Below are 24,480 nucleotides of genomic sequence, written 5' to 3'. Positions count from 1 at the left end.
ACCTGGAGTGGTCGGTGCTGCACGTGCCCGCGCGCACCGGCTCCGGCCGCGATCGCCGGGAAGTCCAGGAGCGTGGTCTATCCTCCGATTCGGGCGGTCCGGACGGCGGACCCGCCACAGCGCTGAAGGAGGTGGGTCCGGTCACGGGGACCGACGCGGGAAGCAAGGACGACGTGCCGGAGAAGCCCGAGGAGACCTCGGCGGAGCGGACCGCGCGGTTCGAGCGGGACGCGCTCGCCTTCCTCGACCAGATGTACTCGGCGGCCCTGCGGATGACCCGCAACCCGGCCGACGCCGAGGACCTGGTCCAGGAGACCTACGCCAAGGCGTACGCGTCCTTCCACCAGTTCCGTGAGGGCACCAACCTCAAGGCGTGGCTCTACCGGATTCTCACCAACACCTTCATCAACTCGTACCGCAAGAAGCAGCGTGAGCCCCAGCGCAGCGCCGCCGAGGAGATCGAGGACTGGCAGCTCGCGCGAGCCGAGTCGCACATGTCGACCGGTCTGCGCTCGGCGGAGTCGCAGGCGCTGGACCACCTTCCCGACTCCGACGTGAAGTCCGCCCTCCAGGCGATCCCCGAGGAGTTCCGCATCGCCGTGTATCTGGCCGATGTAGAGGGCTTTGCCTACAAGGAGATCGCGGACATCATGGGTACACCCATCGGGACGGTGATGTCCCGCCTGCACCGCGGCCGCCGCCAGTTGCGCGGCATGTTGGAGGACTACGCCCGCGAGCGCGGGCTGGTCCCCGCCGGTTCCGGGGCGAGCGCGGCGGAACCGAACGACCGGAAAGGCGCGGGCTCATGAGCTGCGGAGAGCCGCACGAGACGGATTGCTCGGAAGTCCTCGACCATCTCTACGAGTTCCTCGACCACGAGATGCCCGACAGTGACTCCAACAAGATCCGCACGCACTTCGACGAGTGCTCCCCCTGCCTGGAGAAGTACGGGCTGGAGCAGGCCGTCAAGAAGCTGGTCAAGCGCTGCTGCGGGCAGGACGACGTCCCCGCGGACCTGCGTGACAAGGTGATCAGCCGGCTGGACATGATCCGTGCGGGCCAGACCGTCCCGCAGCACGACATCGTCTCCACGGAAGCGGCGGACAGCCCCTGACCACCGGCTGACGCGGGAGCGGGGGCCGTACTCCGGTACGGCCCCCCGCGCGTGCCCCCGGGCCCCCGTCCCCGGCGGAGGGCGACCGGGCGGGTACAGCCCGGGCGGCCCACAGGCAAGTCACTCGATAGAGCGACCCCGCCGAGGAGGGTCTGCACCTCACACCAGTGGGTAACCCATGGGTAATGAGCGACGCCCCAACCGTCCGTGGTTGGATGCGAAGAGGCCCCCCGCCCGTCCCGGCCCAGCGCCGGCGCCCGGGTGAGGGACCCGAAGGGACCGGACACCGGCAGGCGGGAATCGTGAGGATCTTCGGCAAGGGACGGCACCGCCCCTCCGCCTCCTGGCGGCAGGCGACCGACCGAGCGTTCACCTTGATCGGCGACGGCCGCTACGAGGACGCGGGCGCACTGCTCACGCGCGCCGCCGACCTGGAACCCTGGCTCTCCGAGTCCTGGTTCAACCTCGCCCTGCTCCACAAGTTCCGCCACGACTGGGAACAGGCCCGCACCGCGGGCCTGCGCGCCGTCGCCCTGTTGGACCGGGACACCGGCGCCCCCGACTGGTGGAACGTCGGTATCGCCGCCACCGCCCTCCAGGACTGGCCGCTGGCCCGCCGCGCCTGGCAGGCGTACGGCCTGAAGATCCCCGGTGAGGCGGCCGCCTCCGGCGAGCCGTCCGGGATGGGGCTGGGCAGCGCCGCCGTGCGCATCTCCCCCGAGGGGGAGGCCGAGGTGGTCTGGGGCCGGCGGCTGGATCCCGCCCGCATCGAGGTGCAGTCGATCCCGCTGCCCTCCTCGGGGCGCCGCTGGGGCGAGGTGATCCTGCACGACGGGGTCCCGCACGGCGAACGGACCACCGCCTCGGGGGACACGTACCCGGTCTTCGACGAGATCGAGCTGTGGGCGCCCTCTCCGGTGCCGACCTGGGTGGTGCTGCTGGAGGCGCAGGAGCCGGCCGACAGGGACGCGCTGGAGCTGCTGGCCGCGGACGCCGGTTTCGCCGCCGAGGACTGGTCGTCGTCGGTACGGCTGCTCTGCCGGACCTGCTCGGAGAGCCGGATGCCGAGCGACGAGGGCGGCGGCGAGCGCCACGTCGACCCGCACGACCACAGCGAGCCCGGCCAGCCCGGGCCGCTCGGCCACCGGGACACCGGCGGCGAGGGCGACCTGTGGGTGCCCGAGCGCGAGTGCGGCATCGCCGCTCCGCCCGCCCTGGTGCGCGGCCTGCTCGACGGCTGGGTCGCCGACAGCCCGGACAGCCGCTCCTGGCGGGACCTGGAAGAGGTCTGCTGATCCGCCTCCGGCCGCCCCGGCGCCCGCCGGTCCGCTCCGCGCGGCCCTCGGTGCCCCCGTCCCCGCGTAGGCTGTACGGGCACGGACAACGGGTTCCCAGGAAGGCGCGGAAGCGGACATGGCGCAGCAGGACACGGAGCAGCAGGCGGTGGCGGGCGGTGTGCTGCCGGTCGACGACGAGGGGTTCGTCATCGACACCGAGGACACCGAGGAGCGTGAGGCGGCCTACCGCGCCCGGGGCACCGCGCGTCCGATCACCGTGGTGGGCAACCCGGTGCTGCATCGCGAGACGAAGGACGTGACGGTCTTCGACGCGGAGCTGGCCGAGCTGGTGGACGACATGTTCGCCAGCCAGCGGGCGGCGGAGGGCGTGGGCCTGGCCGCCAACCAGATCGGCGTGGACAAGAAGGTCTTCGTCTACGACTGCCCGGACGACGAGGGCGTGCGCCACGTCGGCGTGGTCTGCAACCCGGTCCTCGACGAGCTGCCGGCCGAGCGCCGTGTGCTCGACGACTCCAACGAGGGGTGCCTGTCGGTCCCCACCGCCTACGCGGAGCTGGCCCGCCCCGACCACGCGGTGGTGCGCGGTCAGGACGAGAAGGGCAACCCGATCGTGGTGCGCGGCACCGGCTACTTCGCCCGCTGCCTCCAGCACGAGACCGACCACCTGTACGGGTACCTCTACATCGACCGGCTCTCCAAGCGCGAGCGCAAGGAGGCCCTGCGGCAGATGGCCGAGGGCACCCCGCGCTACGAGACGGTGCCCAACGACTGAGGCGCGTCCCCTCCGGCACCCCGCCGCACGCCGCCCCGCCCCGCTCTCCCCGTACGGGAGGCGGGGCGGTGGTGTGCCGTGGCGGGGTGCTGTGCTGTTCCGGCCGCTGGAGCGGCCCCATGATCAATTTTCGGACACTCATGGCGATCTTCGAGTCGGCCAGGGGTGGCGAATGAAGCAAATCTGTTCCCTGATTGGTCAGTTGTAGTGCTCAATGGAAAGGGCGGGGGGACACACCACCGCGCGGTCCCCACGCCGAGTGGGGCACCGGCAGAAAGCGGATGAAAGGGGTTTGTTCGTGCCTGCTTTCCCACACAGTGCCGCACGGGCGCAGACGACTTCGGTGCCCGAGGCGCTGGCGTTGCCCGTGATCGAACAAGCGTTTCCGCGACATCGCCATGAGTATTGGCCAAAGCTTCAGGTGGAGTCCCGTGCCTGGCTGCTCGAAAAACGTCTGATGCCCGCCGACAAGGTCACCCGCTATGCGGACGAGCTCCGCTACACCGACCTCATCGCCGGCTACTACGTCGGCGCGCCGAGGGAGGTCATCTCGGCGATATCCGACTTCAGCACCTGGTTCTTCGTCTGGGACGACCAGCACGACCGGGACGCCGTCCACGGGCGGCGCGATTCCTGGTACCGGCTGAGCGCCGACCTGCACACCGCGCTGGACGCCCCCGGCGACCACCTGGCCCACCCGGAGCCGCTGGTGGCGGCCTTCGCCGAGACCGTCCACCGGCTGGGCGGCTTCCTCAGCGCCGACTGGAACCGCCGGTTCGCCCGGAACTTCCACGCCATCGTCGGTGCCTACGACCAGGAATTCGAGAACCGCGTCACCAAGGTCACCCCGAGCGTGGCCGATTACATCGAACTGCGGCGTCACACCTTCGGTCATTCCGTCTGGATCGACCTCCTCGAACCGACGGCGGGGCGTGAAATTCCCGAATCCCTGCGCACGAGCGGGCCGTTCATGGCGGCGGCCCGTCACTGCCAGGATTTCTCCGCCTGGTACAACGACCTCTGCTCACTCCCGAAAGAACTCGCCGGCGACGACCAGCACAATCTGGGAATCAGCCTCATACGTCATGAGGGTCTGTCGCTCGAAGAGGCGGTGACGGAGGTGAGGAAACGCGTGGAGAACTGCGTCACGGAATTCGAGGTGGCGGAGAAGGAATTGCGGGAACTCCTCGACGGACATCTCGCCGCGCTGCCCGGCGCGGCCGCTTCGGAAGAGGCACGGTCCGTCGCGGAGGCGGTGGGGTCCGCCGTCTTCAACATGCGCAACTGGTTCTCCTCGGTCTACTGGTTCCACCACGAGTCCGGCCGCTACCGCGTCGACAGCTGGGACGACCGGAGCACCCCGCCGTACGTCAGCGACCTGGCAGGTGACGCGTGAGCACCGAACCCGTCATCGAGCGCCCCGCCGCCCCGGGCCCGCGCACCGCGCCCCTGGTGGCCGGCAGCGTGCCCGTGCTCGGCCACGCCCCGAGCCTGGTCCGCGACCCGCTCGCCTTCCTCACCGGGCTGCGCGACCACGGTGACCTGGTCCGCGTGAAGCTCGGCCCGAAGACGGCGTACGCGGTGTGCGCGCCGGAGCTGGTCGGGGCGCTGCTGCGCAACTCCCAGGAGTTCGTGGTCGGCGGGCCGCTCTGGGAGAACCTGGAGGTCCTGCTCGGCAAGGGGGTGGCCACCAGCAACGGGGCCGACCACCGCCGCCAGCGGCGCATGATGCAGCCCGCCTTCCGGCCCGAGCGGATCGCCTCGTACGCGACCGTGATGGAGGAGGAGTCGCGGGCGATGGCCGACCGCTGGCGCGACGGGCAGGTGGTCGACATAGGCGCCGAGACGTTCAGCTGCGCGGTGCGGGTGGTCGCCCGTTCGCTGCTGGAGGTGGACTCGATCGGCGCCAAGGCCGACCGGATCAGCTCCTCCCTGCACACCGTCTTCAGCGGCCTGTACCGGCGGATGATCCTCTCCTTCGGGCCGCTGCACCGGCTGCCCACCCCCGCCAACCGCCGCTTCGAACGGGCGCTGGCCGACCTCCACCAGCTCGTCGACGAGGTGATCGCCGAACGCCACGCGGAGGGCAAGGGGCCCGACGACCTCCTCGACATTCTGCTGACCGCCGAGGACGGCGAGGGCCGGCCCCTCAGCGATCAGGAGATTCACGACCATCTCGTCTCCTTGATCGTCGCGGGGGCCGAGAATGTCGCCTCGACACTCGCCTGGTGCTTCCAGCTCCTCACCGAACACCCCGCGGAGGAACAGCGGGTGGCCGAGGAGGCACTATCCGTGGCGCCGGGCCGACCGGTGGATTTCGGCGATCTGGGCTCCCTGGAGCACACCCGCAATGCCATCGTCGAATCGATGCGCATACGCCCCGCGGCGTGGATATTCACGCGCCGCGCCGTCGCGGACACGGAACTCGGTGGCTATCGCATTCCAGCCGGTGCGGACATCATCTACAGCGCGTATGCGATGCAGCACGATCCGCGCTCATTCGACCGGCCGGACGTCTTCGACCCGGACCGCTGGATTCCTGAACGGGCCGAAAAGGTACCGCAGTACGCGATGATGCCGTTCAGCACGGGCAACCGGAAATGCCCCGGCGACCACTTCAGCATGGTGGAGGCCACGCTGATGCTCGCCACCGTGGTGCCCCGCTGGCGACTGGTCCCCGTCCCCGAGACCGACCCGGCGCCCCGCATCGGGATCACCCTCCAGCCCAAGCGCGCCGTCTTCCGGGTCGAGCGCCGCTGACCCGGGGCGCGCCGCGGACACCGACGCCCGCCGCCCGGCCCCCGGGAGGGGCCGGGCGTCGGGCGTCGGGCGTCCGCCCGGGCGGGCCCGGTCAGAAGTCGTCGTCGAAGGAGACGGTGCCCTCGACCGCGACCTGGTAGGCCGAGACACGGCGCTCGAAGAAGTTGGTCAGCTCCTGCACACCCTGGAGCTCCATGAAGGAGAACGGGTTCTGCGAGCCGTACACCGGGGCGAAGCCCAGCCGGGTGAGCCGCTGGTCGGCGACGCACTCCAGGTACTCGCGCATCGACTCGGTGTTCATGCCGGGCAGGCCCTCGCCGCACAGGTCGCGGGCGAACTGGAGCTCCGCCTCGACCGCCTCCTTCAGCATCGCGACGACCTGCTCCTGGAGCCTGTCGTCGAACAGCTCCGGCTCCTCCTTGCGGACCGTGTCGACCACGTCGAAGGCGAAGCTCATGTGCATCGTCTCGTCGCGGAAGACCCAGTTGGTGCCGGTCGCCAGCCCGTGCAGCAGCCCGCGCGAGCGGAACCAGTACACGTAGGCGAACGCCCCGTAGAAGAACAGCCCCTCGATGCAGGCGGCGAAGCAGATCAGGTTGAGCAGGAACTTGCGGCGGTCCGCCTGGCTCTCCAGCTGGTCCAGCTTGTCCACCGAGTCCATCCAGCGGAAGCAGAACTCCGCCTTCTCGCGGATCGAGGGGATGTTCTCCACCGCCGCGAAGGCGTCCGCGCGGTCCGCCGGGTCGGGCAGGTAGGTGTCGAGCAGCGTCAGGTAGAACTGGACGTGCACGGCCTCCTCGAAGAGCTGCCGGCTCAGGTAGAGCCGCGCCTCGGGGGAGTTGATGTGCTTGTACAGGGTGAGCACGAGGTTGTTGGCGACGATCGAGTCACCCGTGGCGAAGAACGCGACCAGCCGCCCGATCAGGTGCTGCTCCCCCGGGGAGAGCTTCGCCAGGTCGGCCACGTCGGAGTGGAGGTCGACCTCCTCGACGGTCCAGGTGTTCTTGATCGCGTCCCGGTAGCGTTCGTAGAAGTCGGGGTACCGCATGGGACGCAGGGTCAGCTCGAAGCCGGGGTCGAGCAGGTTCTTCGCCGTGCCCACGGTGTGCGCGTTCGCTGCCGGGGTGGTGTCGGGGGTGGTCATTACTGGCATGCCTCGCAGGACTCGGGGTTCTCCAGGGAGCAGGCGACGGCATCCGCTTCGGGGGCCGCCTGCGCCGGGACGGTGGCGGTGGCGGAGCCGCCGGCGGCGCGGGCGATCCGCGTGGCCGGACGGGACCGCAGGTAGTACGTGGTCTTCAGCCCCTTCTTCCAGGCGTACGCGTACATCGAGCTGAGCTTGCCGATGGTGGGCGTCTCCATGAACAGGTTCAGCGACTGGCTCTGGTCCAGGAACGGGGTCCGGGCGGCCGCCATGTCGATCAGGCCGCGCTGCGGCAGTTCCCACGCGGTGCGGTACAGCGCACGCAGCTCCTCGGGCACCCAGGCGAAGCCCTGCACCGAACCGCTGGCCTCGCGCAGCGCCTCGCGGGTCCGCGCGTCCCAGACGCCGAGCCGCTTCAGGTCCTCGACCAGGTAGGAGTTGACCTGGAGGAACTCGCCGCTGAGGGTCTCGCGCTTGAAGAGGTTGGAGACCTGCGGCTCGATGCACTCGTAGACACCGGCGATCGAGGCGATGGTGGCCGTCGGGGCGATCGCGAGGAGCAGCGCGTTGCGCATGCCGCTCCGCGCGACCCGGGCGCGCAGCGCCTCCCACCGCTGTGGCCAGGCCAGGTCGGTGTCGTAGTGGTCCGGATGGAGCACACCCTGAGCGGTGCGGGTGCGGTCCCAGTTGGGCAGCGGCCCGTTCCTCTCGGCGAGTTCGCAGGAGGTCTCGTACGCGGTGAGCATGATGCGCTCGGCGATCCGGGTGGAGAGCCGGCGGGCCTCGGGGGAGTCGAAGGGGAGCCGGAGCTGGAAGAAGACGTCCTGGAGGCCCATGGCTCCCAGGCCCACCGGCCGCCAGCGGGAGTTGGAGCGCTCGGCCTGCTCGGTCGGGTAGAAGTTGATGTCGACCACGCGGTCGAGGAAGACCACGGCGGTGCGCACCGCCTCGTCCAGCCGCTCCCAGTCGAGGGCGCCGCCGGTGACGAAGGCGCCGAGGTTGACCGAGCCGAGGTTGCAGACGGCCGTCTCACCGTCGTCGGTGACCTCCAGGATCTCGGTGCAGAGGTTCGAGGAGTGCACGGTGTGGCCGGGCAGCGCCGTCTGGTTGGCGGTGCGGTTGGAGGCGTCCTTGAAGGTCATCCAGCCGTTGCCGGTCTGGGCGAGGGTGCGCATCATCCGGCCGTACAGCTCACGCGCCGGGATGGTCCGCTTGGCGAGTCCCGCGGCCTCGGCCGCGCGGTAGGCCGCGTCGAAGGCCGCCCCCCACAGGTCGGTCAGCTCGGGGACGTCCGAGGGGGAGAAGAGCGACCAGTCGGCGTCGGCGTCGACCCGGCGCATGAACTCGTCGGGGATCCAGTGCGCGAGGTTGAGGTTGTGGGTGCGCCGGGCGTCCTCCCCGGTGTTGTCGCGCAGCTCCAGGAACTCCTCGATGTCGGCGTGCCAGGTCTCCAGGTAGACCGCGGCCGCGCCCTTGCGCCGGCCGCCCTGGTTGACGGCGGCCACCGAGGCGTCGAGCGTGTTGAGGAACGGCACGATGCCGTTGGAGTGCCCGTTGGTACCGCGGATCAGCGAACCCCGGGCGCGGATGCGGGAGTAGGCCAGGCCGATGCCGCCGGCGTGCTTGGAGAGCCGGGCGACCTGGTGGTACCGGTCGTAGATCGACTCCAGCTCGTCCTTGGGGGAGTCCAGCAGGTAGCAGGAGGACATCTGCGGGTGCCGGGTGCCGGAGTTGAAGAGGGTGGGGGAGGAGGGCAGGTAGGAGAGGGCACTCATCAGCCGGTAGAGCGAGGCGACCTCGTCGAGGGCCTGGACCGACTCGTCCGCGGCGAGTCCGCAGGCGACGCGCAGCATGAAGTGCTGGGGTGTCTCGATGACCTGGCGGGTGTGCGGGTGGCGCAGCAGGTAGCGGCTGTGCACGGTGCGCAGGCCGAAGTAGCCGAAGCGGTCGTCGGCCGCCGGATCGACCAGGGCGTCGAGCCGCTCGGCGTGCGCGGTCACGAAAGCGGCGGTGCGGTCCGCGATCAGGCCCTCGCGGTGGCCGGTGGCGACCGACTCGGTGAAGGCGGTGACGCCCTGGCCCGCGGCCTCCTCGGCGATGGTGCGGGTCAGCAGGCGGGCGGCGAGCCGCGAGTAGGCGGGGTCCTCGGAGATCAGACCGGCGGCGGCCTCCGTCGCGAGGGACCGCAGCTCGGCCTCGTCCGAGGCGGCGTTGCGGCCCCGGAGCGCGGCGGCGGCGACCCGGCCGGGGTCGGTGTCGGGGAGATCCGCGGTGAGGTCGGTGAGGGTACGCAGCAGCGCGCCCCCGGGGCCCTGGATCTCCTCGGCCCGCACCTCGGCCGTCGACGGATCGGCTGGCGCGATGGTCATGAAGCTCTCCCTCGCTCGGCACGGAGCCACGCGGAGGGCAGCGGATACGACGGGCGGCCGGGCTCTGGGGCACACGGCTCCGCACGCGTCCGCGAGCCCATTCCACGAGGCCCGGACGACATCGGCACCCGGGCCGGACGGCCGGGGTGCGCCGTCGGCAGGTCCTCGGACTCGCGGGCGCGCAGAAGCGCACCAACACACCGTTGCGGGACAGTTCCGGACTTCCACCGGATTCCCCTGCGGCGACAGCGAGCATGAGCATACATCTTGTGCCGCGCTCGGGAAGCGGCCCCATATCTTGTGTCGGGTGTGCCGTGAGGTGGGCCATTCGACCCACCCGTACCGGATGCCCGAACCGGGCGGAGGACCCCTCGGACAGGGCCCGGACGCCCGCCGGAAGGGCCCGGGAGCAGCACCGGGAAGGCCCTGGGCGGCGCCTTCCGGTAGAGCCCGCGCGGGACGCCTCCCGGAAGCGCGTGAAGCGGCGCGACGGCCTCGGAGAGCGTACGCGCACGGGCTCCGGGCCCGGGTGCCAGGGGCCGCGTGACGGTACCCGAGGGCGAGGCCGGCGACAGGGCGGTGCGACGCGGTCCGGGCTGGACGAGGGGACGACTCGGTTCGGGCGGTGGACGTGGGGCGCCGGCGGTGCGGCACGGTCCTGGCCGGGGGCGTGAGCCGGCCCAGACGAGGGGAGCCGGCCCGGTGCCGTCGAAAGGGCCCGCCCCGGTCCGGGCCCGAGGCCGTGCCCCCTCGCCGGAGACCGGCCGGACCGTCCGCCGGGCCTTCGCGCGTACCGCCCCGGTCAGGCCGGGAAACGGCGAAGCCGCCGACCCCGGGAGGGCCGGCGGCTTCGCCGTGCGGTCAGCAGCAGCGGAATCCGTCCCGTGGATCCGCCTCGCGGGCGTCCATGCGGCTGCGTTCGAACTGCCTGCGGGTCATCACCTCGGCGTCCGGGTCGTGGCGCCGGAGGTGCGCGGCGTACTTCTCGTACGCCGTCTCGCCCGACACCTCCCGGACGTACCAGCCGATCCAGCGCGCGCCGGCGCGCAGGCGGTGCGCCAGGACGCCAAGGCGGCCGGGGCGGTGGGCCGCCTCGCCGCTCATGCCTTGCCGCCGCCCTGCCCGGCGGGGGCGTCGCCGGCGCCGTCGTCGGCCGAGACGGGGGCCCCGGCGCCGACCAGGGCCAGTTCGGCCTTCTCCTCGGCGGTGGGGAACATCCCCGCCGGGGCGACGATCTTCGACTGCTCGAAGGGCGCCTCGGCCATCTTGACCGACTCGGGCCTGCGGATCGCGTTGTAGCTGACGCGGCCCGCGTCGACCAGGACGATGATGATCAGCACCGCGAAGACGATCGACAGGACTCCGTCCACGGTGGAGTTGGTCACCACGGTGTGCATGTCGCTCATCGACTTGGCCGGAGCCAGCACCTCGCCCGCGTCGATGCCGTCCTGGTACTTGGCGCGCTGGGCGAAGAAGCCGATGGCCGGGTTGTCCGAGAAGACCTTCTGCCAGCTCGCGGTGAGCGTGACCGCCACGTCCCAGACGAGCGGGACACCCGTCACCCAGGCCCACTTGAGGCGGCCCGACTTGATCAGCAGCGTGGTGCAGACGGCGAGCGCGACGGCGGCCAGCAACTGGTTGGCGATACCGAAGAGCGGGAAGAGCTGGTTGATGCCGCCCAGCGGGTCGTGCACGCCGACCCAGAGGAAGTAGCCCCAGCAGCCGACCACGACCGCCGAGGTCAGCCAGACGCCCGGCCACCAGCTGACGCGGCGCATCGGCTTCCAGACGTTGCCCAGGGTGTCCTGGAGCATGAAGCGGCCGACCCGCGTCCCGGCGTCGACGGTGGTGAGGATGAAGAGCGCCTCGAACATGATCGCGAAGTGGTACCAGAACGCCTTCATCCCGGCGCCGCCGAGTGCCGACGCGAAGATCTCCGCCATGCCCAGGGCGAAGGTCGGCGCGCCACCGGTGCGGGACAGCAGGGAGGCCTCCTCGACGTCCTTCGCCGCCTGGGCCAGTTGGTCCGGGCTGATGGTGAAGCCGAGGTTGGCGACCGCCTCCGAGGCGCTGTTGACCGTGTCGCCGAGGACACCGGCCGGGGAGTTGATGGCGAAGTAGAGGCCCGGGTCGATGATGCAGGCGGCGATCATCGCCATGATGGCGACGAAGGACTCGGTGAGCATCGCGCCGTAGCCGATCATCCGGATCTGGGTCTCCTTCTGGACCATCTTCGGGGTGGTGCCCGAGGAGACCAGGGAGTGGAAGCCGGAGAGCGCGCCGCAGGCGATGGTGATGAAGACGAACGGGAAGAGCGAGCCGGAGAAGACCGGGCCCGCGCCGCTGGTCGCGAAGGAGGTGACGCCGTCCATCTTCAGCGTCGGCATCGCGATGACGACGCAGACCGCCATCAGCACGATGGTGCCGACCTTCATGAAGGTGGAGAGGTAGTCACGCGGGGCGAGCAGCATCCAGACCGGCAGCACCGAGGCGAAGAAGCCGTAGACCACCATCCAGATGACCAGGGTGCCCGGCTCCAGGGTGAAGAAGTCCGCCATGGAGGACTCCGCGACCCAGCCGCCGCCCACGATCGCCAGCAGCAGGAGGGCGACGCCGAGGACGGAGACCTCGGTGACCTTGCCCGGGCGCATCGTGCGCAGGTAGACGCCCATGAAGAGGGCGATCGGGATGGTCATGCCGATGGAGAAGACCCCCCACGGCGAACCGGCCAGCGCGTTGACGATGACGAGGGCCAGCACCGCCAGCAGGATGATCATGATCATGAAGACCGCGATCAGGGCGGCGACACCGCCGACCGGGCCGATCTCGTCCCGGGCCATCTGGCCGAGCGAACGGCCGTTGCGGCGGGTGGAGAAGAAGAGGGTGACCATGTCCTGGACGGCGCCGGCGAAGATCACGCCCGCCACGATCCAGATGGTGCCCGGCAGGTACCCCATCTGTGCCGCCAGGATCGGGCCGACGAGCGGACCCGCTCCGGCGATGGCCGCGAAGTGGTGGCCGAAGAGCACCCGGCGGTCGGTCGGCTGGAAATCGACCCCGTTGTCCAGGCGCTCCGCCGGCGTGGCCCGGTCCTTGTCGACCTTCAGGACCTTGTTGGCGATGAAGCGCGCGTAGAAGCGGTACGCGATGGCGTAGGAGCCGAGGGCCGCCGCCAGCATCCAGATGGCGGAGATCTCCTCGCCCCGGGAGAGCGCCAGCACGCTCCAGGCGATGGCGCCGACCACGGCGACCAGCGTCCAGACGGCGATGGACTTGGCGGACAGCTTCCGGTTTCCGGAGGCGGGTGGAGCCGGCTCGGCCATGATGGTCCCCTCACATGAGCGCAGGTGGACCCACCTGCGCTGAACTCCTGCAATGCGTCGGAAATGTAGGCGACCGGTCCGGGCTTTGGCACCCCCTGTCCGCGTATCGGAACGGCAACGACTCCGGATCCGGCACAACCTTCCGCCGGGACCGCCGCGTCCGCGTCCCTTAAGCACGCCTCGCCGCGTATTTGTCCTCCGCGAGGCGCTGCTCCCGCCCCTCGCGACCCTTCCTCGACCGCCCCCTGCCGTGCTCCTCGGGTGGTGGGTGCGTACCCGCCGCCACCCGTGGGTCATGCACGAAAGAGCACACACGTACGAGCGAATCGGCCGGAGAGGGCCGTGCGGGGCGAGGGGTCTCCCTCGGGTGGTGGGAGAGCGACGGGCGAATTCGCGCCAGGCGCGGCGCCGCTCGCCCGCCGGGCACGGCGAAGGGCGGCACCCCTCGCCGAGGGGTGCCGCCCTTCCGTCCGTACCCGCGGTGGCCGGCCCTTCCGGGCGGTCGCCCGCGCCTACTCCACCGGCCGCTTCAGCCGGGCCAGGAACTTGTACCGGTCGCCCCGGTAGACCGAGCGCACCCACTCGACGGGCGCCCCCGTCTCGTCGCGGGAGTGGCGCGAGAGCATGAGCATCGGCAGGCCCACGTCGGTGGCGAGCAGGGCCGCCTCGCGCGGGGTGGCGAGCGAGGTCTCGATGGTCTCCTCGGCCTCGGCCGGGCGCACGCCGTACACCTCGTACAGGGCCGTGTAGAGGGAGGTGTACTTGACCAGGGAGCGGCGCAGGGCGGGGAAGCGCTTGGCCGACAGGTGTGTCGTCTCGATCGCCATCGGCTCGCCGCTGGCCAGTCGCAGCCGCTCGATCCGCAGCACCCGGCTGCCCGCGGTGATGTCGAGCAGGGCGGCGAGCGAGTCGTCGGCGGTGATGTAGCCGACCTCCAGGAGCTGCGAGGTGGGCTCCAGGCCCTGGGCGCGCATGTCCTCGGTGTAGGAGGTGAGCTGGAGTGCCTGGGAGACCTTGGGCTTGGCCACGAAGGTGCCCTTGCCCTGGATGCGTTCGAGCCGGCCCTCGACGACCAGCTCCTGGAGTGCCTGGCGCACCGTGGTCCGCGAGGTGTCGAACTCGGCGGCGAGCGTACGCTCGGGAGGTACGGAGGTGCCCGGGGGCAGCGTCTGCGTCATGTCGAGCAGGTGCCGCTTGAGGCGGTAGTACTTGGGCACGCGCGTGGCCCGTACCGGACTGGTGGGCTCCGTGGCGGGTCCGCCGGCCGTCCGGGTCCTCGTTCCGCCCGCGTCCGTCGTCATACTCCGCCCCTCCGGCTCCTGTGCTGCTGCCGTCACCGGCTCCTCCGTCTGTCGCGGATCACATCGTGGCACGGCCGGTGATCGCCGGTCCGGACTCCCTCAGGTGTCGGTCCGATAACGGACGCGACTGCCCTTCTTATACACCCTTGACACCCCTAAAGGTCTAGGCCAAGCTCCGCTTACTGGTCTACACCATTAAAGACCAGATCCCAGTCCCACGGGCAGTAACTCGTCTTCGATGTCATCGCTGCGGGTGGGGGGTAAAGGGTTCCCTGAGGAGGGTGACGTGAAGCGCAAGCTCATTGCGGCCATCGGTGTCGCTGGCATGATGGCCGGTCTCGCGGCGTGCGGGGACTCGGAGACGGCGAGCAACGCCAAGCCCGAGGACCGCAAGGAAAACCTGACCGTCTGGCTGATGGTCGACGCCCAGAGCACCTGGCCCGAGCTGGTCAAGGACGTCAACGCCCAGTTCAAGAAGAAGTACCCCAACGTCAAGGTGAACGTCCAGTACCAGGGCTGGGCCGACAAGGCCAAGAAGCTCGACACCGCCCTCGGCGGGGACAAGTTCCCGGACGTCGTCGAGCTCGGCAACACCGAGACGATGCAGTACATCCTCAACGGCGCCCTCGCGGAGATCGACCCGAAGAAGTACGAGAACTCGGACAGCTGGATCCAGGGGCTGACCGACACCTGCACCTTCGAGGGCAAGCAGTACTGCGTGCCCTACTACGCGGGTGCCCGCGTCGCGGTCTACAACCAGGAGATGCTGAAGAAGGCCGCCGGCACCGACACCCTGCCGGAGACCGAGGACGAGTTCCTCAAGGCCATGGACAAGGTCTCCAAGCAGTACGGCGAGAAGGACAAGCGCTTCTCCTCCCTCTACCTCCCGGGCCGCTACTGGTACGCGGCGATGTCCTACGTCGCGGCGTACGGCGGCCAGATCGCCGAGTACGACGAGGGCTCCAAGGAGTGGAAGGGCACCCTCTCCGCCCCCGAGGCGCAGAAGGGCGTCCAGCACTTCGTCGACCTGGTCAAGAAGTACAACAAGGCGGACCTGACCAAGGACGAGCAGGACCACGCCAACGTCATGGCCAACGAGAAGGCCGGCGTCATCTACGGCAACGGCTGGGAGGCCGGCTCCGTCGTCGACGGCGAGAACAACGGCAACCCGAAGCTCGAGGGCAAGATCGCCACGGCGGGCATGCCCGGCCCCGAGGGCAAGGCGCTGCCTTCCTTCATCGGCGGCTCGGACCTCGGCATCGTCGAGAAGTCCAAGGCCAAGGACCTCGCGGAGGAGTGGGTCTCCCTCTTCACCAACGAGAAGTCCATGGAGGTCCTGGCGAGCAAGAACATCCTGCCCAACAACACCAAGCAGCTCGAGCCGCTGAAGGAGAAGCCGGAGACGGCCGCCGTCGCCAACGCGGTGCCCGACGCCTGGTTCACCCCGATCGCCCCGGGCTGGACCTCCATCGAGAAGGAGGAGGTCCTGAAGAACATGCTGCTCCAGATCATCAAGGGCGACTCCGTGGAGAAGGCCACCAAGGCCGCCGACGCGAAGATCGACGAGCTGATCAACAAGGGCTGACGGGCCCCGGATCACCAGCGGACGGGACCCGCCTCGCGCGGGCCCCGTCCGCCCCCTTGCGGTGCAGAACAGGAAACGGAAGGTCAGCCACGTGACTGCCGCCGAGACTCAGGCCGCCGACCCGCCGGCCGCGATACCGAGCGCTCCCCTCGACAAGGGGACCCCACCCCCGGCGGGCACCCCGTCGAACTCCGGGCCGCCGAGACGGAAGAAGGGCGCGCTGCTGCCCTACTTCCTGATCCTCCCGGCGATCATCGCCGTGGCGGCCGTGTACGCCTTCCCGCTCGTCAAGTCGGTCATCATGTCCTTCCAGGACATGGGCCGCCGTGAACTCTGGTCCGGGAACACCCCGCCGTGGGTCGGCTTCGACCAGTACACGAGCATCCTCGGCGACAGCGAGTTCTGGTACGTCGTCGGCCGGACCGTGCTCTTCATGACCGTCTGCGTCGTCCTCACCATGGCGATCGGCCTGCTGCTCGCCCTGCTGATGATGCGGCTGACCACCTGGGTGCGGATCGTGCTCACCGTGGCGCTGATCGCCGCCTGGTCGATGCCGCTGATGGTCGCCGCCTCCATCTTCCGGTGGCTCTCCGACTCCGACTACGGCCTGATCAACACGCTGATCGCCAAGGTCGTCGGCGAGGACTTCCTCGGTCACAACTGGTTCCTCAACCCCTGGCAGGGCTTCGGCGTCATCACCGCCCTCGTCGTCTGGGGCGCCATCCCCTTCGTGGTGGTCACCCTCTACGCCGCCCTCACCCAGGTCCCCAAGGAACTCGAGGAGGCCGCGGCCCTCGACGGCGCCAGCGCCGGCGGCATCTTCCGTTTCGTCACCTGGCCGGTCATCAAGCCGGTCTTCGTCATGGTCACCACCCTCTCGGTGATCTGGGACTTCAACGTCTTCGGCCAGATCTGGCTGCTGCGGGGCAACAAGCCGGAGCCCGAGTACGAGACCCTCGGCCTCTACTCCTTCTCCAAGGCGTTCTCCTCCACCTCGTTCAGCCAGGGCACCGCCATCGCCCTCATCACGGTCGTGCTGCTGTCCGGCGTGGCCGTCTACTACCTGCGCCAGCTGATGAAGACGGGAGAGGTCGAATGAGCACCGCGACCCAGACACCCCGGACCGGGGCCCCCGCGGCCGAGGCCCCCGAGCCCCAGGTCCTCCGCCCGGACCGGAAGAGGACCCGGCTCGGCTACAACATCATCGCGCTGGTCACCGCGGCCGTGATGGCCTTCCCGGTCTACTGGCTGATCGTCAGCGCCCTGCGCCCCAACCACGAGATCCGGTCCTACGACCAGACCCTGTGGCCCTCCTCGCTGACCTTCGACAACTTCGCCCGCGCGGTGAAGCAGGACAACTTCGCCACCGCGATCCAGTCCAGCCTCATCGTCTCGATCACCGCCGTCGTCGGCGGCATGATCATCGCCACCCTGGCGGCACTGGCCATCGGCCGCTTCCGCTTCTTCGGCCGCCGTGCCCTGCTGATGGTCCTCATCCTGGTCCAGATGCTGCCGCCGACCGCCATGCTCATCCCCATCTACGCCCAGCTCAACGCCATGGGGGGACTGGACGAGTACTGGGGCCTGATCGTCGTCTACCTGGTCTCCACGCTGCCCTTCGCCGTGGTGATGATCCGCGGCTTCGTGGTCAACATCCCCGTCGAGCTGGAGGAGTCCGCGATGGTGGACGGGTGCACCCGGATGGGCGCCTTCCGCCGGGTCATCTTCCCGCTGCTCGCCCCCGGCCTCGCCGCCGCGTCGATCTTCGCGCTGGTCAACGCCTGGAATGAGTACCTCTTCGCCTACATCCTGATCAACGACAACTCCAAGTACACGCTCAACGTGTGGCTGATGACCTTCACCACCGAGCGCGGAACCGACTACGGCGCGCTGATGGCCGCCTCCACGATGATCGCCCTCCCGGTCGTCATCTTCTTCATGATCATCCAGTCCAAGATGGCGGCCGGCCTCACCTCCGGCGCCGTGAAGGGATGAGCACGATGAGCGCCCAGCCCACCACCGTCTCCGGCGACCAGCTCACCCGCGACGCCCTCGCCGTCCTCCAGCCCGGCTTCACCGGCACCGAGGCCCCCGAGTGGCTGCTGCGGCAGATCCGCGACGGCCTCGCCTCCGTCGGCCTCTTCGGCCGCAACATCACCTCGCCCGGCCAGCTCGCCGCGCTCACCGCGCAGTTGCGGGCCGAGCGCGAGGACATCCTCGTCGCCATCGACGAGGAGGGCGGCGACGTGACCCGCCTGGAGGTCGTCGACGGTTCCTCCGTCCCCGGCAACCACGCCCTCGGCGCGGTCGACGACCCCGACCTCACCCGCGCTGTCGCCCACGAGCTGGCCCGCCGGCTCGCCGACTGCGGCGTACACCTCAACTGGGCGCCGTCGGCCGACGTCAACTCCGACCCGGACAACCCGGTCATCGGCGTCCGCTCCTTCGGCTCCGATCCGGAACTGGTCGCCCGGCACACCGCCGCCTACGTCGAGGGTATGCAGTCCGCCGGCGTCGCCGCCTGCACCAAGCACTTCCCGGGGCACGGCGACACCGCGGTCGACTCGCACCACGCCCTGCCGACCATCGAGGTCGCCGCGGACGTGCTGGCCGACCGGGACCTCACGCCGTTCCGGGCCGCCATCGCGGCCGGGTCCAAGGCGGTCATGAGCGCGCACATCCTGGTGCCCGCCCTGGACCCGGACAACCCGGCCACCCTCAGCCGCCGCATCCTCACCGGCCTGCTCCGCGAGGAACTCGGCTACGAGGGACTGATCGTCACCGACGGCATGGAGATGCAGGCCATCTCCGCCACCTACGGCATCGAGCGGGGCAGCGTGCTGGCCATCGCCGCGGGCGCCGACGCGATCTGCGTCGGCGGCGGCCTCGCCGACGAGCAGACGGTGATCAGGCTCAGGGACGCCCTGGTCGCGGCCGTGCGCTCGGGCGAACTGGCCGAGGAGCGGCTGGCCGACGCCGCCGCCCGAGTCCGCGCGCTCGCCGCCTGGACCACCGCCACACCCCGCGCGACGGGCCGGCGCACCCCGGACATCGGCCTGGTCGCCGCGCGCCGGGCGCTGGAGATCACCCGCACCGGGGAGCACCGGGCGCTGACCGGCACCCCGCACGTGGTCTCCCTCGCCCCGGTCGCCAACATCGCCGTCGGCGACGAGACCCCCTGGGGTGTCGCCGCCGAACTGGCCGTCCGGCTGCCCGGCACCACCTCCGCCACGTACGCCCGGCCCGAGGCGGGCGACGGGGAGCTGGCGGGCCGGGTCCTCGCCGAGGCCGACGGGCGGCGGCTGGTCGTCGTCGTCCGCGACGAGCACCGGCACCCGTGGATGGCGCGGGCGCTGGACGCGCTCCTCGCCGCCCGGCCGGACACGGTGGTGGTGGAGATGGGCATCCCGCAGTCCGCCCCGCGCGGCTCGCTGTACGTCGCCACGCACGGTGCCTCCCGGGTCTGCGGCCAGGCCGCCGCCGAGGCGGTCACCACCTGACCCCGGGCCGGGCCGCCGACTGCGCGCCCGGCCCCGGCACGACGGCGCCCGCCCCCACCACCTGAGGGGGCGGGCGCCGCCGTCCCCTCAGGGCCGGACGGCGCCGGGGGACGAGGAGAGAGCCCGGCGGGAACGCTCCGGCCGGGCTCTCCTCGGTACCGCCACGACGCCCCTAAAGGCCCTGCCACTCCGGCTTGGTGGCGTAGGTGTTCCGGAAGTACGGGGCGAGGCGCAGCTTGGAGGCGGCCGCCTCGTCCACGACCACGGTGGCGTGCGGGTGCAGCTGGAGCGCCGAGGCGGGCACCACGGAGGCGACCGGGCCCTCCACCGTGTCGGCCACGGCCTGCGCCTTGCCCTCGCCGGTGGCGAGCAGCACCAGGTGTCGGGCGTCCAGGATGGTGCCGATGCCCTGGGTGATGACGTGGTGGGGGACCTCGTCGACACTGTCGAAGAACCGGGCGTTGTCCCGCCGGGTCTGCTCGGTCAGCGTCTTGATCCGGGTGCGCGAGGCGAGCGAGGAGCACGGCTCGTTGAACCCGATGTGCCCGTCGGTGCCGATCCCCAGCAACTGCAGGTCGACGCCCCCGGCCGCGCCGAGCGCCGCGTCGTACGCCTCACAGGCGGCCTGGACGTCCTCGGCGGAACCGTCGGGCCCCATGAAGGACGAGGCCGGCAGCCCCAGCGGCTCGACGACCTCACGCAGCACGACCGAGCGGTAGGACTCCGGGTGCCCGGGCGGCAGTCCCACGTACTCGTCGAGCTGGCAGATCCGGGCCCGCGAGGCGTCCACGGCCCCGTCGGAGACCCTGGCCGCGAGCGCCTGGTAGATGGGCAGCGGGGTCGAGCCCGTGGCCACCCCGAGCAGGGCGTCGGGCTTCTGCCGCAGCAGGACGGCGATGGCGTCGGCGATCAGCTCGCCGCCCGCCCTGGCGTCCGGAACGATGACAACTTCCACGCGTGGCCTGCCGATCTGAGGTGGGACAGAACTGGTATAGACCAATCTAACAGAGGGGGCGATCTTTCCGGGATGCGAATCGCGCCCCGGGCCGACCGCCCCTCCGGTGCCCGGCGTGGCCGGTCCGCACACGCGTCGGGCCCGGTCCCGGGAGGGTGAACCACCCCCGCGCGGGGCCCGTGTTGAGGGGAGAGGCGGCAGAGTGGGCGCCGGAGGCACCCGGATCACGCGGCGCGGAGCAAAACCTTGGCCGCGCGCATGGACAGGGAGAATGGTCTAGTCCACAATGGTGCCATCGAGCCTCCGCTCTTCCCGCACAGAAGAGCGGACCGGGGACCCGGCACTCTCTGCCCTGACTGTTCCGGTTCCCCCTGACCGGCCCGCGGGACCGCACACCCGACGGCCGGTGGTTGCTCCGGGCTGCGGTGCCGGGCGGGTTGAGGGTCCCTCCCAGGCGCCGCGGCCCGCGGGTGTCCCGGGCCCCCCGCGGACCGGCCGCCGTCCGGCCCGGCCGGTGCGGAGGCCCTCGTGCGGCGGCGCGGCCCCGCACCGGTGCACGCCCCGGCCGGTCCCCGGCCTGTGCCGGGTACGCTCGCCGGTGTGCCCTCCATGAACGAACTCGTCCGCCAGCACACCGCTCTAGGTGACACCGACCTGGAATGGCTCCACCTGCTGGTCTCGGAGTGGCAGCTCCTCTCCGACCTCTCCTTCGCCGACCTGATCCTGTGGGTCCCCACCCGGGACGGCACCCGCTACGTCTCGGTCGCCCAGATGCGCCCCAACACCGGCCCCACCTCCTACCAGGACGACATGGTCGGCCACCTCGTGCCGCGCGGGCGGCGCCCCATGCTCGACCTGGCGCTCGACGAGGGACGCATCGTGCGGGAGGGCGACCCGGAGTGGCGCGAGGAGGTGCCGGTCCGGGTCGAGTCGATCCCGGTCTGCCGCGAGGACCGCATCCTCGGCGTCATCGCCCGCAACACCAACCTGCTGACCGTGCGCACCCCGAGCCGCCTGGAGCTGACCTATCTCCAGAGCGCCTCGGACCTGGCGCAGATGATCGCCACGGGCGCCTTCCCCTTCGCCGACCAGCAGGGCGACACCGACGTCTCCCCGCGCGCCGGGGACGGCCTGATCCGCCTGGACGCCGACGGCATCGTCCAGTACGCCTCCCCGAACGCGCTCTCCGCGTACCACCGGCTCGGGCTCGCCGCCGACCTGGTCGGGCACCACCTCGGCCAGACCACGACGGAGCTGGCGCCGGCCCGGGGCGCGGTCGACGAGGCGATGGTGAAGCTGGCCAGCGGCTACGCGCCGCGGGAGGCGGAGGTCGAGGGGAACGGCGGCGTCATCCAGCTCCGGGCCATCCCGCTGCGGCCCAAGGGCGCGCACATCGGCTCGCTGGTCCTGCTCCGGGACGTCACGGAACTGCGCCGTCGTGAGCGCGAGTTGATGACCAAGGACGCCACCATCCGGGAGATCCACCACCGGGTGAAGAACAACCTCCAGACAGTGGCCGCACTGCTGCGGCTCCAGGCCCGCCGTATCGAGTCCGAACGTGGCCGGGAGGCGCTGGTCGAGGCGGTCCGCCGGGTCGGCTCGATCGCCATCGTCCACGAGACGCTCTCGCAGAACCTCGACGAGCGCGTGGAGTTCGACGAGATCGCCGACCGGGTCCTCGCGATGGTCGCCGAGATCTCACCCGGGCGGGTGGAGGGCCGGCGCACCGGCCGGTTCGGCATCCTCGACGCCGAGGTGGCGACCCCGCTCTCCATGGTCCTCACCGAAGTCCTCCAGAACGCCCTGGAGCACGGCTTCGGGCCCGGGGAGACCGGCGAGGTCGAGGTCTCGGCGGTCCGCGGCGGCACCCGCAAGGACGCCCGGCTGCTCATCACCGTGCAGGACAACGGGGTCGGCCTGCCCGAGGACTTCGACGCGCACACCGCGGGCAACCTGGGCCTCCAGATCGTCCGGACCCTGGTCGAGGGCGAGTTGGGCGGCACCTTCGACATGAGCGGCGCCCCCGGGGGCGGCACGCGCGTGCTGCTGGACATCCCGGTGCGCGGCGACCTCTGAGCGCGGGCGCGGGGCGTGAGGCGCGCAACGGCCGCGCGGCGCCCGGTCGTCGCGCGGCCCGACATGCGCCGAGCCCCCGGACCCTGGTGGGGTCCGGGGGCTCGTTTCAGTCTTCGAGCGCATCCGGGGGTACTGCGCGCTGCGTTTCAAGGGCGGGATGTGCGTACACGTCGTACGCGCCGCCGGCCAGGCTCTGGGTGTCAGGCGCTCGCGTTGCGCGCCCGGTTGCGGGCGGCGCGGCGCTTCATCGCGCGGCGCTCGTCCTCGCTGAGGCCACCCCAGACGCCGGAGTCCTGACCGGACTCGAGCGCCCACTGCAGGCACTGCTCAGCGACGGGGCAGCGACGGCAGACGGCCTTGGCTTCCTCGATCTGCAGCAGCGCAGGACCGGTGTTGCCGATGGGGAAGAAGAGCTCGGGGTCTTCCTCGCGGCAAACGGCGTTGTGACGCCAGTCCATGGCTGCTACCTCTCCGTGGTGTTACATGCAAGTTGCTTGTGAATGTGAACGCTTTCACGAAACCCTCAACAAGTGAAGGCCGACGACCAGAGGGACTGGTGTGGTCCAGACTTTGAAGGAGGGATTCGGGCTCTCAGTGGAGGCCGGTGTCGCGGGCCGTCCCGAGTGCCATGTAGAGATTCCCAAACCTCGGCAGCGGATACAACCCCTTCCGGAAACTTTTTTTGGATTCCTCGGTGTCGGCTAGGTCACAGCCGTACTTCTATGGGGTGGATCCTGGCCTAAACGTTCGAGTGAAAGGACTTTAGCCCCTTCCACTCACACAATCACACGCAGTGCACGGCGAACGCCTGTGAACGTCACGCTGGTACGCAGTCCCAGGTGGTCGCCGTCCATCTGAAAGGGCAGCGGAGCCTTCGAATGCAAGGTGAACTCGGTCAGGTCGTGCCGCGACAGGGCGTGACGACCGCGAGGTCCGCGCTCGGGGCTCGATGCCAGCAATTGTGTGCCGTAGCGGGCCACCGCCATGGTGGAGAGCCTGCTCAGGCCGAAGATGTCCAAACCCGTGTCGAAGGAGGCGCGGGGCGAGGCGTATATCGGGCGGTTGCCCAGGTAGGTCCAGGGCGCGGTGTTGCAGACCACCGAGAGGACCAGGTCGTCGACGGGTTCCCGGCCCGGCTGCTCCAGGGTGATCAGGCCGCGCCGGCGGTGCGGTTCGCCGACGAACTGGCGCAGCACCTGGCGGACGTAGAGCGGGTGGGTGGAACGGCGGCCGCGCTCGCGGTGCTGTTCGACCCGGCCGATCACCCCGGCGTCGAACCCCATGCCGGCGGTGAAGGTGAACCAGCGGCCCGGGACAGCCTCGTCCTCGGAGCCGGGGGTGCCGCTCGCCAGGCCCAGGCTCACCGTGCGCTCGCTGCCGGTGCGCAGGGCGTCCAGCAGGGCGCCGGTCGCCTCCACCGGATCGTTGGGCAGGCCGAGCGCGCGGGCGAAGACGTTGGTCGAGCCGCCGGGAACCACGGCGAGGCCGGGCAGCCGCCCGGGGTCGGGGCCGTCGTGCAGGAGGCCGTTGACGACCTCGTTGACGGTGCCGTCACCGCCGAGGGCGACCACCATGTCGACATCGGCGCTGGCCGCGGCGAGCCGTCCGATGTCCCGGGCGTGTCCGCGGTACTCGGTCGTCACCGCCTCCAGCTTGACCTCGCTGGCCAGCGCGTGGATCAGCACGTCCCGCGTACGGGCACTTGTGGTGGTGGCTGCCGGGTTGACCACGAGGAGTGCGCGCATGCGTTGCAGCGTACCCATGGACGGGGCAGGGGCTCATCCCGGTCCGCCGGGGCGGGGCCCCGGGGAACCGCCCGCCGGCGGGACGGGGCTACCCTGCTGGGGTGAGTACTGAGCAGACCCCCACCGACCCGGGCCCGAGGCCCACCCGGCTCACCGTGGCCGCCGCCCTCGCGGCGGTGGAGGGTCTGGCGCTGGTCGTCGTCGGCCTCGTCCTCGCCGTCCGTGCCCTGCTCGGCGACGGGGAGCTGCGCTCGGCCCTGACCGGCGGCCTCACCCTGGTGGCGCTCGGCGTCATCCCGCTCGCCGCCGCCCGCGGACTGCTGGCCCGCCGTAGCTGGAGCCGGGGCCCCGCGATCATCACCCAGATCCTGGCGCTCCCGGTGGCCTGGCAGTTCCTCCAGGCCGACAGCGTCCTCATCCCCGGCGGCGTCGTGCTGGCCGCCGTCGCGATCAGCGCGCTGGTGCTGCTGGTCAACCCGGCGACCACCATCGACCTCGGCATCCGGCCGCCCGGCGCCGAGCGCTGACCCCTCCTTCC

At 70.8% G+C, this 24,480-nt stretch carries 20 protein-coding genes and 1 riboswitch; of the genes, 12 read left to right on the top strand and 8 right to left on the bottom strand.

Annotation, left to right across the window (positions count from 1 at the left end; genetic code table 11):
- Positions 1 to 131: 131 nt before the first annotated feature.
- The 6 genes from Sdia_RS26415 to Sdia_RS26390 all read left to right on the top strand — a co-directional run bounded on the left by Sdia_RS26415 (position 132) and on the right by Sdia_RS26390 (position 5,944).
- Entirely contained in the window at positions 132 to 809 is a 678-nt protein-coding gene (locus tag Sdia_RS26415) for a sigma-70 family RNA polymerase sigma factor (protein ID WP_189400099.1), read from the top strand.
- Complete coding sequence (gene rsrA / locus Sdia_RS26410; protein WP_100454679.1) at positions 806 to 1,114, top strand: mycothiol system anti-sigma-R factor; 309 nt, start codon at positions 806 to 808, stop codon at positions 1,112 to 1,114. The genes Sdia_RS26415 and rsrA overlap by 4 nt, the downstream gene beginning before the upstream one ends.
- A 302-nt stretch (positions 1,115 to 1,416) precedes the next feature.
- Entirely contained in the window at positions 1,417 to 2,409 is a 993-nt protein-coding gene (locus Sdia_RS26405; RefSeq protein WP_100454682.1) for a tetratricopeptide repeat protein, read from the top strand.
- Positions 2,410 to 2,527: 118 nt separating this feature from the next.
- Positions 2,528 to 3,184, top strand: coding sequence for a peptide deformylase (def, locus tag Sdia_RS26400; protein ID WP_100454685.1), 657 nt, complete (start codon positions 2,528 to 2,530; stop codon positions 3,182 to 3,184).
- A gap of 298 nt (positions 3,185 to 3,482) precedes the next feature.
- Positions 3,483 to 4,580 (top strand): terpene synthase family protein, encoded by a 1,098-nt coding sequence (locus Sdia_RS26395; RefSeq protein ID WP_409373631.1) that lies wholly within the window; start codon positions 3,483 to 3,485, stop codon positions 4,578 to 4,580.
- Entirely contained in the window at positions 4,577 to 5,944 is a 1,368-nt protein-coding gene (locus tag Sdia_RS26390) for a bifunctional albaflavenone monooxygenase/terpene synthase (protein ID WP_115068011.1), read from the top strand. Before Sdia_RS26395 ends, Sdia_RS26390 begins: the two co-directional genes overlap by 4 nt.
- A gap of 91 nt (positions 5,945 to 6,035) precedes the next feature.
- On the opposite strand, the gene Sdia_RS26385 is transcribed toward Sdia_RS26390, so the two are convergent.
- The 5 genes from Sdia_RS26385 to Sdia_RS26365 all read right to left on the bottom strand — a co-directional run bounded on the left by Sdia_RS26385 (position 6,036) and on the right by Sdia_RS26365 (position 14,081).
- The gene (locus Sdia_RS26385) at positions 6,036 to 7,088 is read right to left on the bottom strand and encodes a ribonucleotide-diphosphate reductase subunit beta (RefSeq protein WP_100454693.1); all 1,053 of its coding nucleotides are present in this window, start codon (positions 7,086 to 7,088) and stop codon (positions 6,036 to 6,038) included.
- Positions 7,088 to 9,457, bottom strand: a complete 2,370-nt coding sequence (locus Sdia_RS26380) for a ribonucleoside-diphosphate reductase subunit alpha (protein ID WP_100454696.1) — start codon at positions 9,455 to 9,457, stop codon at positions 7,088 to 7,090. Before Sdia_RS26380 ends, Sdia_RS26385 begins: the two co-directional genes overlap by 1 nt.
- Before the next feature lie 139 nt (positions 9,458 to 9,596).
- Positions 9,597 to 9,719: riboswitch (cobalamin riboswitch) on the bottom strand.
- A 599-nt stretch (positions 9,720 to 10,318) separates the two neighbouring features.
- Positions 10,319 to 10,561, bottom strand: coding sequence for a YbdD/YjiX family protein (locus Sdia_RS26375; RefSeq protein WP_100454699.1), 243 nt, complete (start codon positions 10,559 to 10,561; stop codon positions 10,319 to 10,321).
- A complete protein-coding gene (locus Sdia_RS26370; RefSeq protein ID WP_100454703.1) occupies positions 10,558 to 12,780 on the bottom strand; it encodes a carbon starvation CstA family protein in 2,223 nt (740 codons plus the stop codon). Before Sdia_RS26370 ends, Sdia_RS26375 begins: the two co-directional genes overlap by 4 nt.
- Positions 12,781 to 13,292: 512 nt before the next feature.
- Entirely contained in the window at positions 13,293 to 14,081 is a 789-nt protein-coding gene (locus tag Sdia_RS26365) for a GntR family transcriptional regulator (protein ID WP_181843958.1), read from the bottom strand.
- 286 nt (positions 14,082 to 14,367) lie between these two features.
- On the opposite strand from Sdia_RS26365, the gene Sdia_RS26360 reads away from it, so the two are divergent.
- The 4 genes from Sdia_RS26360 (at position 14,368) to Sdia_RS26345 (ending at position 19,166) form a co-directional block, all read left to right on the top strand.
- Positions 14,368 to 15,666, top strand: coding sequence for a sugar ABC transporter substrate-binding protein (locus Sdia_RS26360; protein ID WP_100454706.1), 1,299 nt, complete (start codon positions 14,368 to 14,370; stop codon positions 15,664 to 15,666).
- Positions 15,667 to 15,757: 91 nt separating this feature from the next.
- On the top strand, positions 15,758 to 16,765 hold the full coding sequence (locus Sdia_RS26355) for a carbohydrate ABC transporter permease (RefSeq protein WP_100454708.1): 1,008 nt from the start codon (positions 15,758 to 15,760) through the stop codon (positions 16,763 to 16,765).
- The gene (locus Sdia_RS26350) at positions 16,762 to 17,661 is read left to right on the top strand and encodes a carbohydrate ABC transporter permease (protein ID WP_100454712.1); all 900 of its coding nucleotides are present in this window, start codon (positions 16,762 to 16,764) and stop codon (positions 17,659 to 17,661) included. The genes Sdia_RS26355 and Sdia_RS26350 overlap by 4 nt, the downstream gene beginning before the upstream one ends.
- 5 nt (positions 17,662 to 17,666) lie before the next feature.
- Positions 17,667 to 19,166 (top strand): glycoside hydrolase family 3 protein, encoded by a 1,500-nt coding sequence (locus Sdia_RS26345; protein WP_100454715.1) that lies wholly within the window; start codon positions 17,667 to 17,669, stop codon positions 19,164 to 19,166.
- Positions 19,167 to 19,338: 172 nt separating this feature from the next.
- On the opposite strand, the gene nagB is transcribed toward Sdia_RS26345, so the two are convergent.
- Positions 19,339 to 20,121, bottom strand: coding sequence for a glucosamine-6-phosphate deaminase (gene nagB, locus Sdia_RS26340; RefSeq protein WP_100454717.1), 783 nt, complete (start codon positions 20,119 to 20,121; stop codon positions 19,339 to 19,341).
- 609 nt (positions 20,122 to 20,730) lie between these two features.
- Here nagB and Sdia_RS26335 point away from each other — a divergent pair.
- Positions 20,731 to 22,197, top strand: coding sequence for a sensor histidine kinase (locus Sdia_RS26335; protein ID WP_100455125.1), 1,467 nt, complete (start codon positions 20,731 to 20,733; stop codon positions 22,195 to 22,197).
- Positions 22,198 to 22,397: 200 nt separating this feature from the next.
- Here the strand turns inward: Sdia_RS26335 and Sdia_RS26330 are convergent, their stop codons facing one another.
- Complete coding sequence (locus Sdia_RS26330) at positions 22,398 to 22,655, bottom strand: WhiB family transcriptional regulator (protein WP_003950777.1); 258 nt, start codon at positions 22,653 to 22,655, stop codon at positions 22,398 to 22,400.
- Positions 22,656 to 22,973: 318 nt separating this feature from the next.
- The gene (locus Sdia_RS26325; RefSeq protein WP_100455126.1) at positions 22,974 to 23,942 is read right to left on the bottom strand and encodes a diacylglycerol/lipid kinase family protein; all 969 of its coding nucleotides are present in this window, start codon (positions 23,940 to 23,942) and stop codon (positions 22,974 to 22,976) included.
- Between the two features lie 101 nt (positions 23,943 to 24,043).
- Between Sdia_RS26325 and Sdia_RS26320 the strand changes: the two genes are divergently transcribed.
- Positions 24,044 to 24,469 carry a hypothetical protein gene (locus tag Sdia_RS26320; protein WP_100454718.1) on the top strand — a complete coding sequence of 142 codons (426 nt, stop codon included), beginning with the start codon at positions 24,044 to 24,046 and terminating at the stop codon, positions 24,467 to 24,469.
- Positions 24,470 to 24,480 lie beyond the last annotated feature (11 nt).

It is taken from the genome of Streptomyces diastaticus subsp. diastaticus (assembly GCF_011170125.1).
GTDB lineage: Bacteria > Actinomycetota > Actinomycetes > Streptomycetales > Streptomycetaceae > Streptomyces > Streptomyces diastaticus.
This window is presented reverse-complemented; position numbering and strand designations above follow the sequence as displayed.

What these genes read in the sequence shown, in the direction of transcription:
- rsrA (WP_100454679.1), top strand. Translation starts at nt 806, where the DNA reads ATGAGCTGCGGAGAGCCGCACGAGACGGATTGCTCGGAAGTCCTCGAC.
- def (WP_100454685.1), top strand. Translation starts at nt 2,528, where the DNA reads ATGGCGCAGCAGGACACGGAGCAGCAGGCGGTGGCGGGCGGTGTGCTG.
- Sdia_RS26385 (WP_100454693.1), bottom strand. Translation starts at nt 7,088, where the DNA reads ATGACCACCCCCGACACCACCCCGGCAGCGAACGCGCACACCGTGGGC.
- Sdia_RS26380 (WP_100454696.1), bottom strand. Translation starts at nt 9,457, where the DNA reads ATGACCATCGCGCCAGCCGATCCGTCGACGGCCGAGGTGCGGGCCGAG.
- Sdia_RS26375 (WP_100454699.1), bottom strand. Translation starts at nt 10,561, where the DNA reads ATGAGCGGCGAGGCGGCCCACCGCCCCGGCCGCCTTGGCGTCCTGGCG.
- Sdia_RS26370 (WP_100454703.1), bottom strand. Translation starts at nt 12,780, where the DNA reads ATGGCCGAGCCGGCTCCACCCGCCTCCGGAAACCGGAAGCTGTCCGCC.
- Sdia_RS26365 (WP_181843958.1), bottom strand. Translation starts at nt 14,081, where the DNA reads ATGACGACGGACGCGGGCGGAACGAGGACCCGGACGGCCGGCGGACCC.
- Sdia_RS26350 (WP_100454712.1), top strand. Translation starts at nt 16,762, where the DNA reads ATGAGCACCGCGACCCAGACACCCCGGACCGGGGCCCCCGCGGCCGAG.
- Sdia_RS26345 (WP_100454715.1), top strand. Translation starts at nt 17,667, where the DNA reads ATGAGCGCCCAGCCCACCACCGTCTCCGGCGACCAGCTCACCCGCGAC.
- Sdia_RS26335 (WP_100455125.1), top strand. Translation starts at nt 20,731, where the DNA reads ATGAACGAACTCGTCCGCCAGCACACCGCTCTAGGTGACACCGACCTG.
- Sdia_RS26330 (WP_003950777.1), bottom strand. Translation starts at nt 22,655, where the DNA reads ATGGACTGGCGTCACAACGCCGTTTGCCGCGAGGAAGACCCCGAGCTC.
- Sdia_RS26325 (WP_100455126.1), bottom strand. Translation starts at nt 23,942, where the DNA reads ATGCGCGCACTCCTCGTGGTCAACCCGGCAGCCACCACCACAAGTGCC.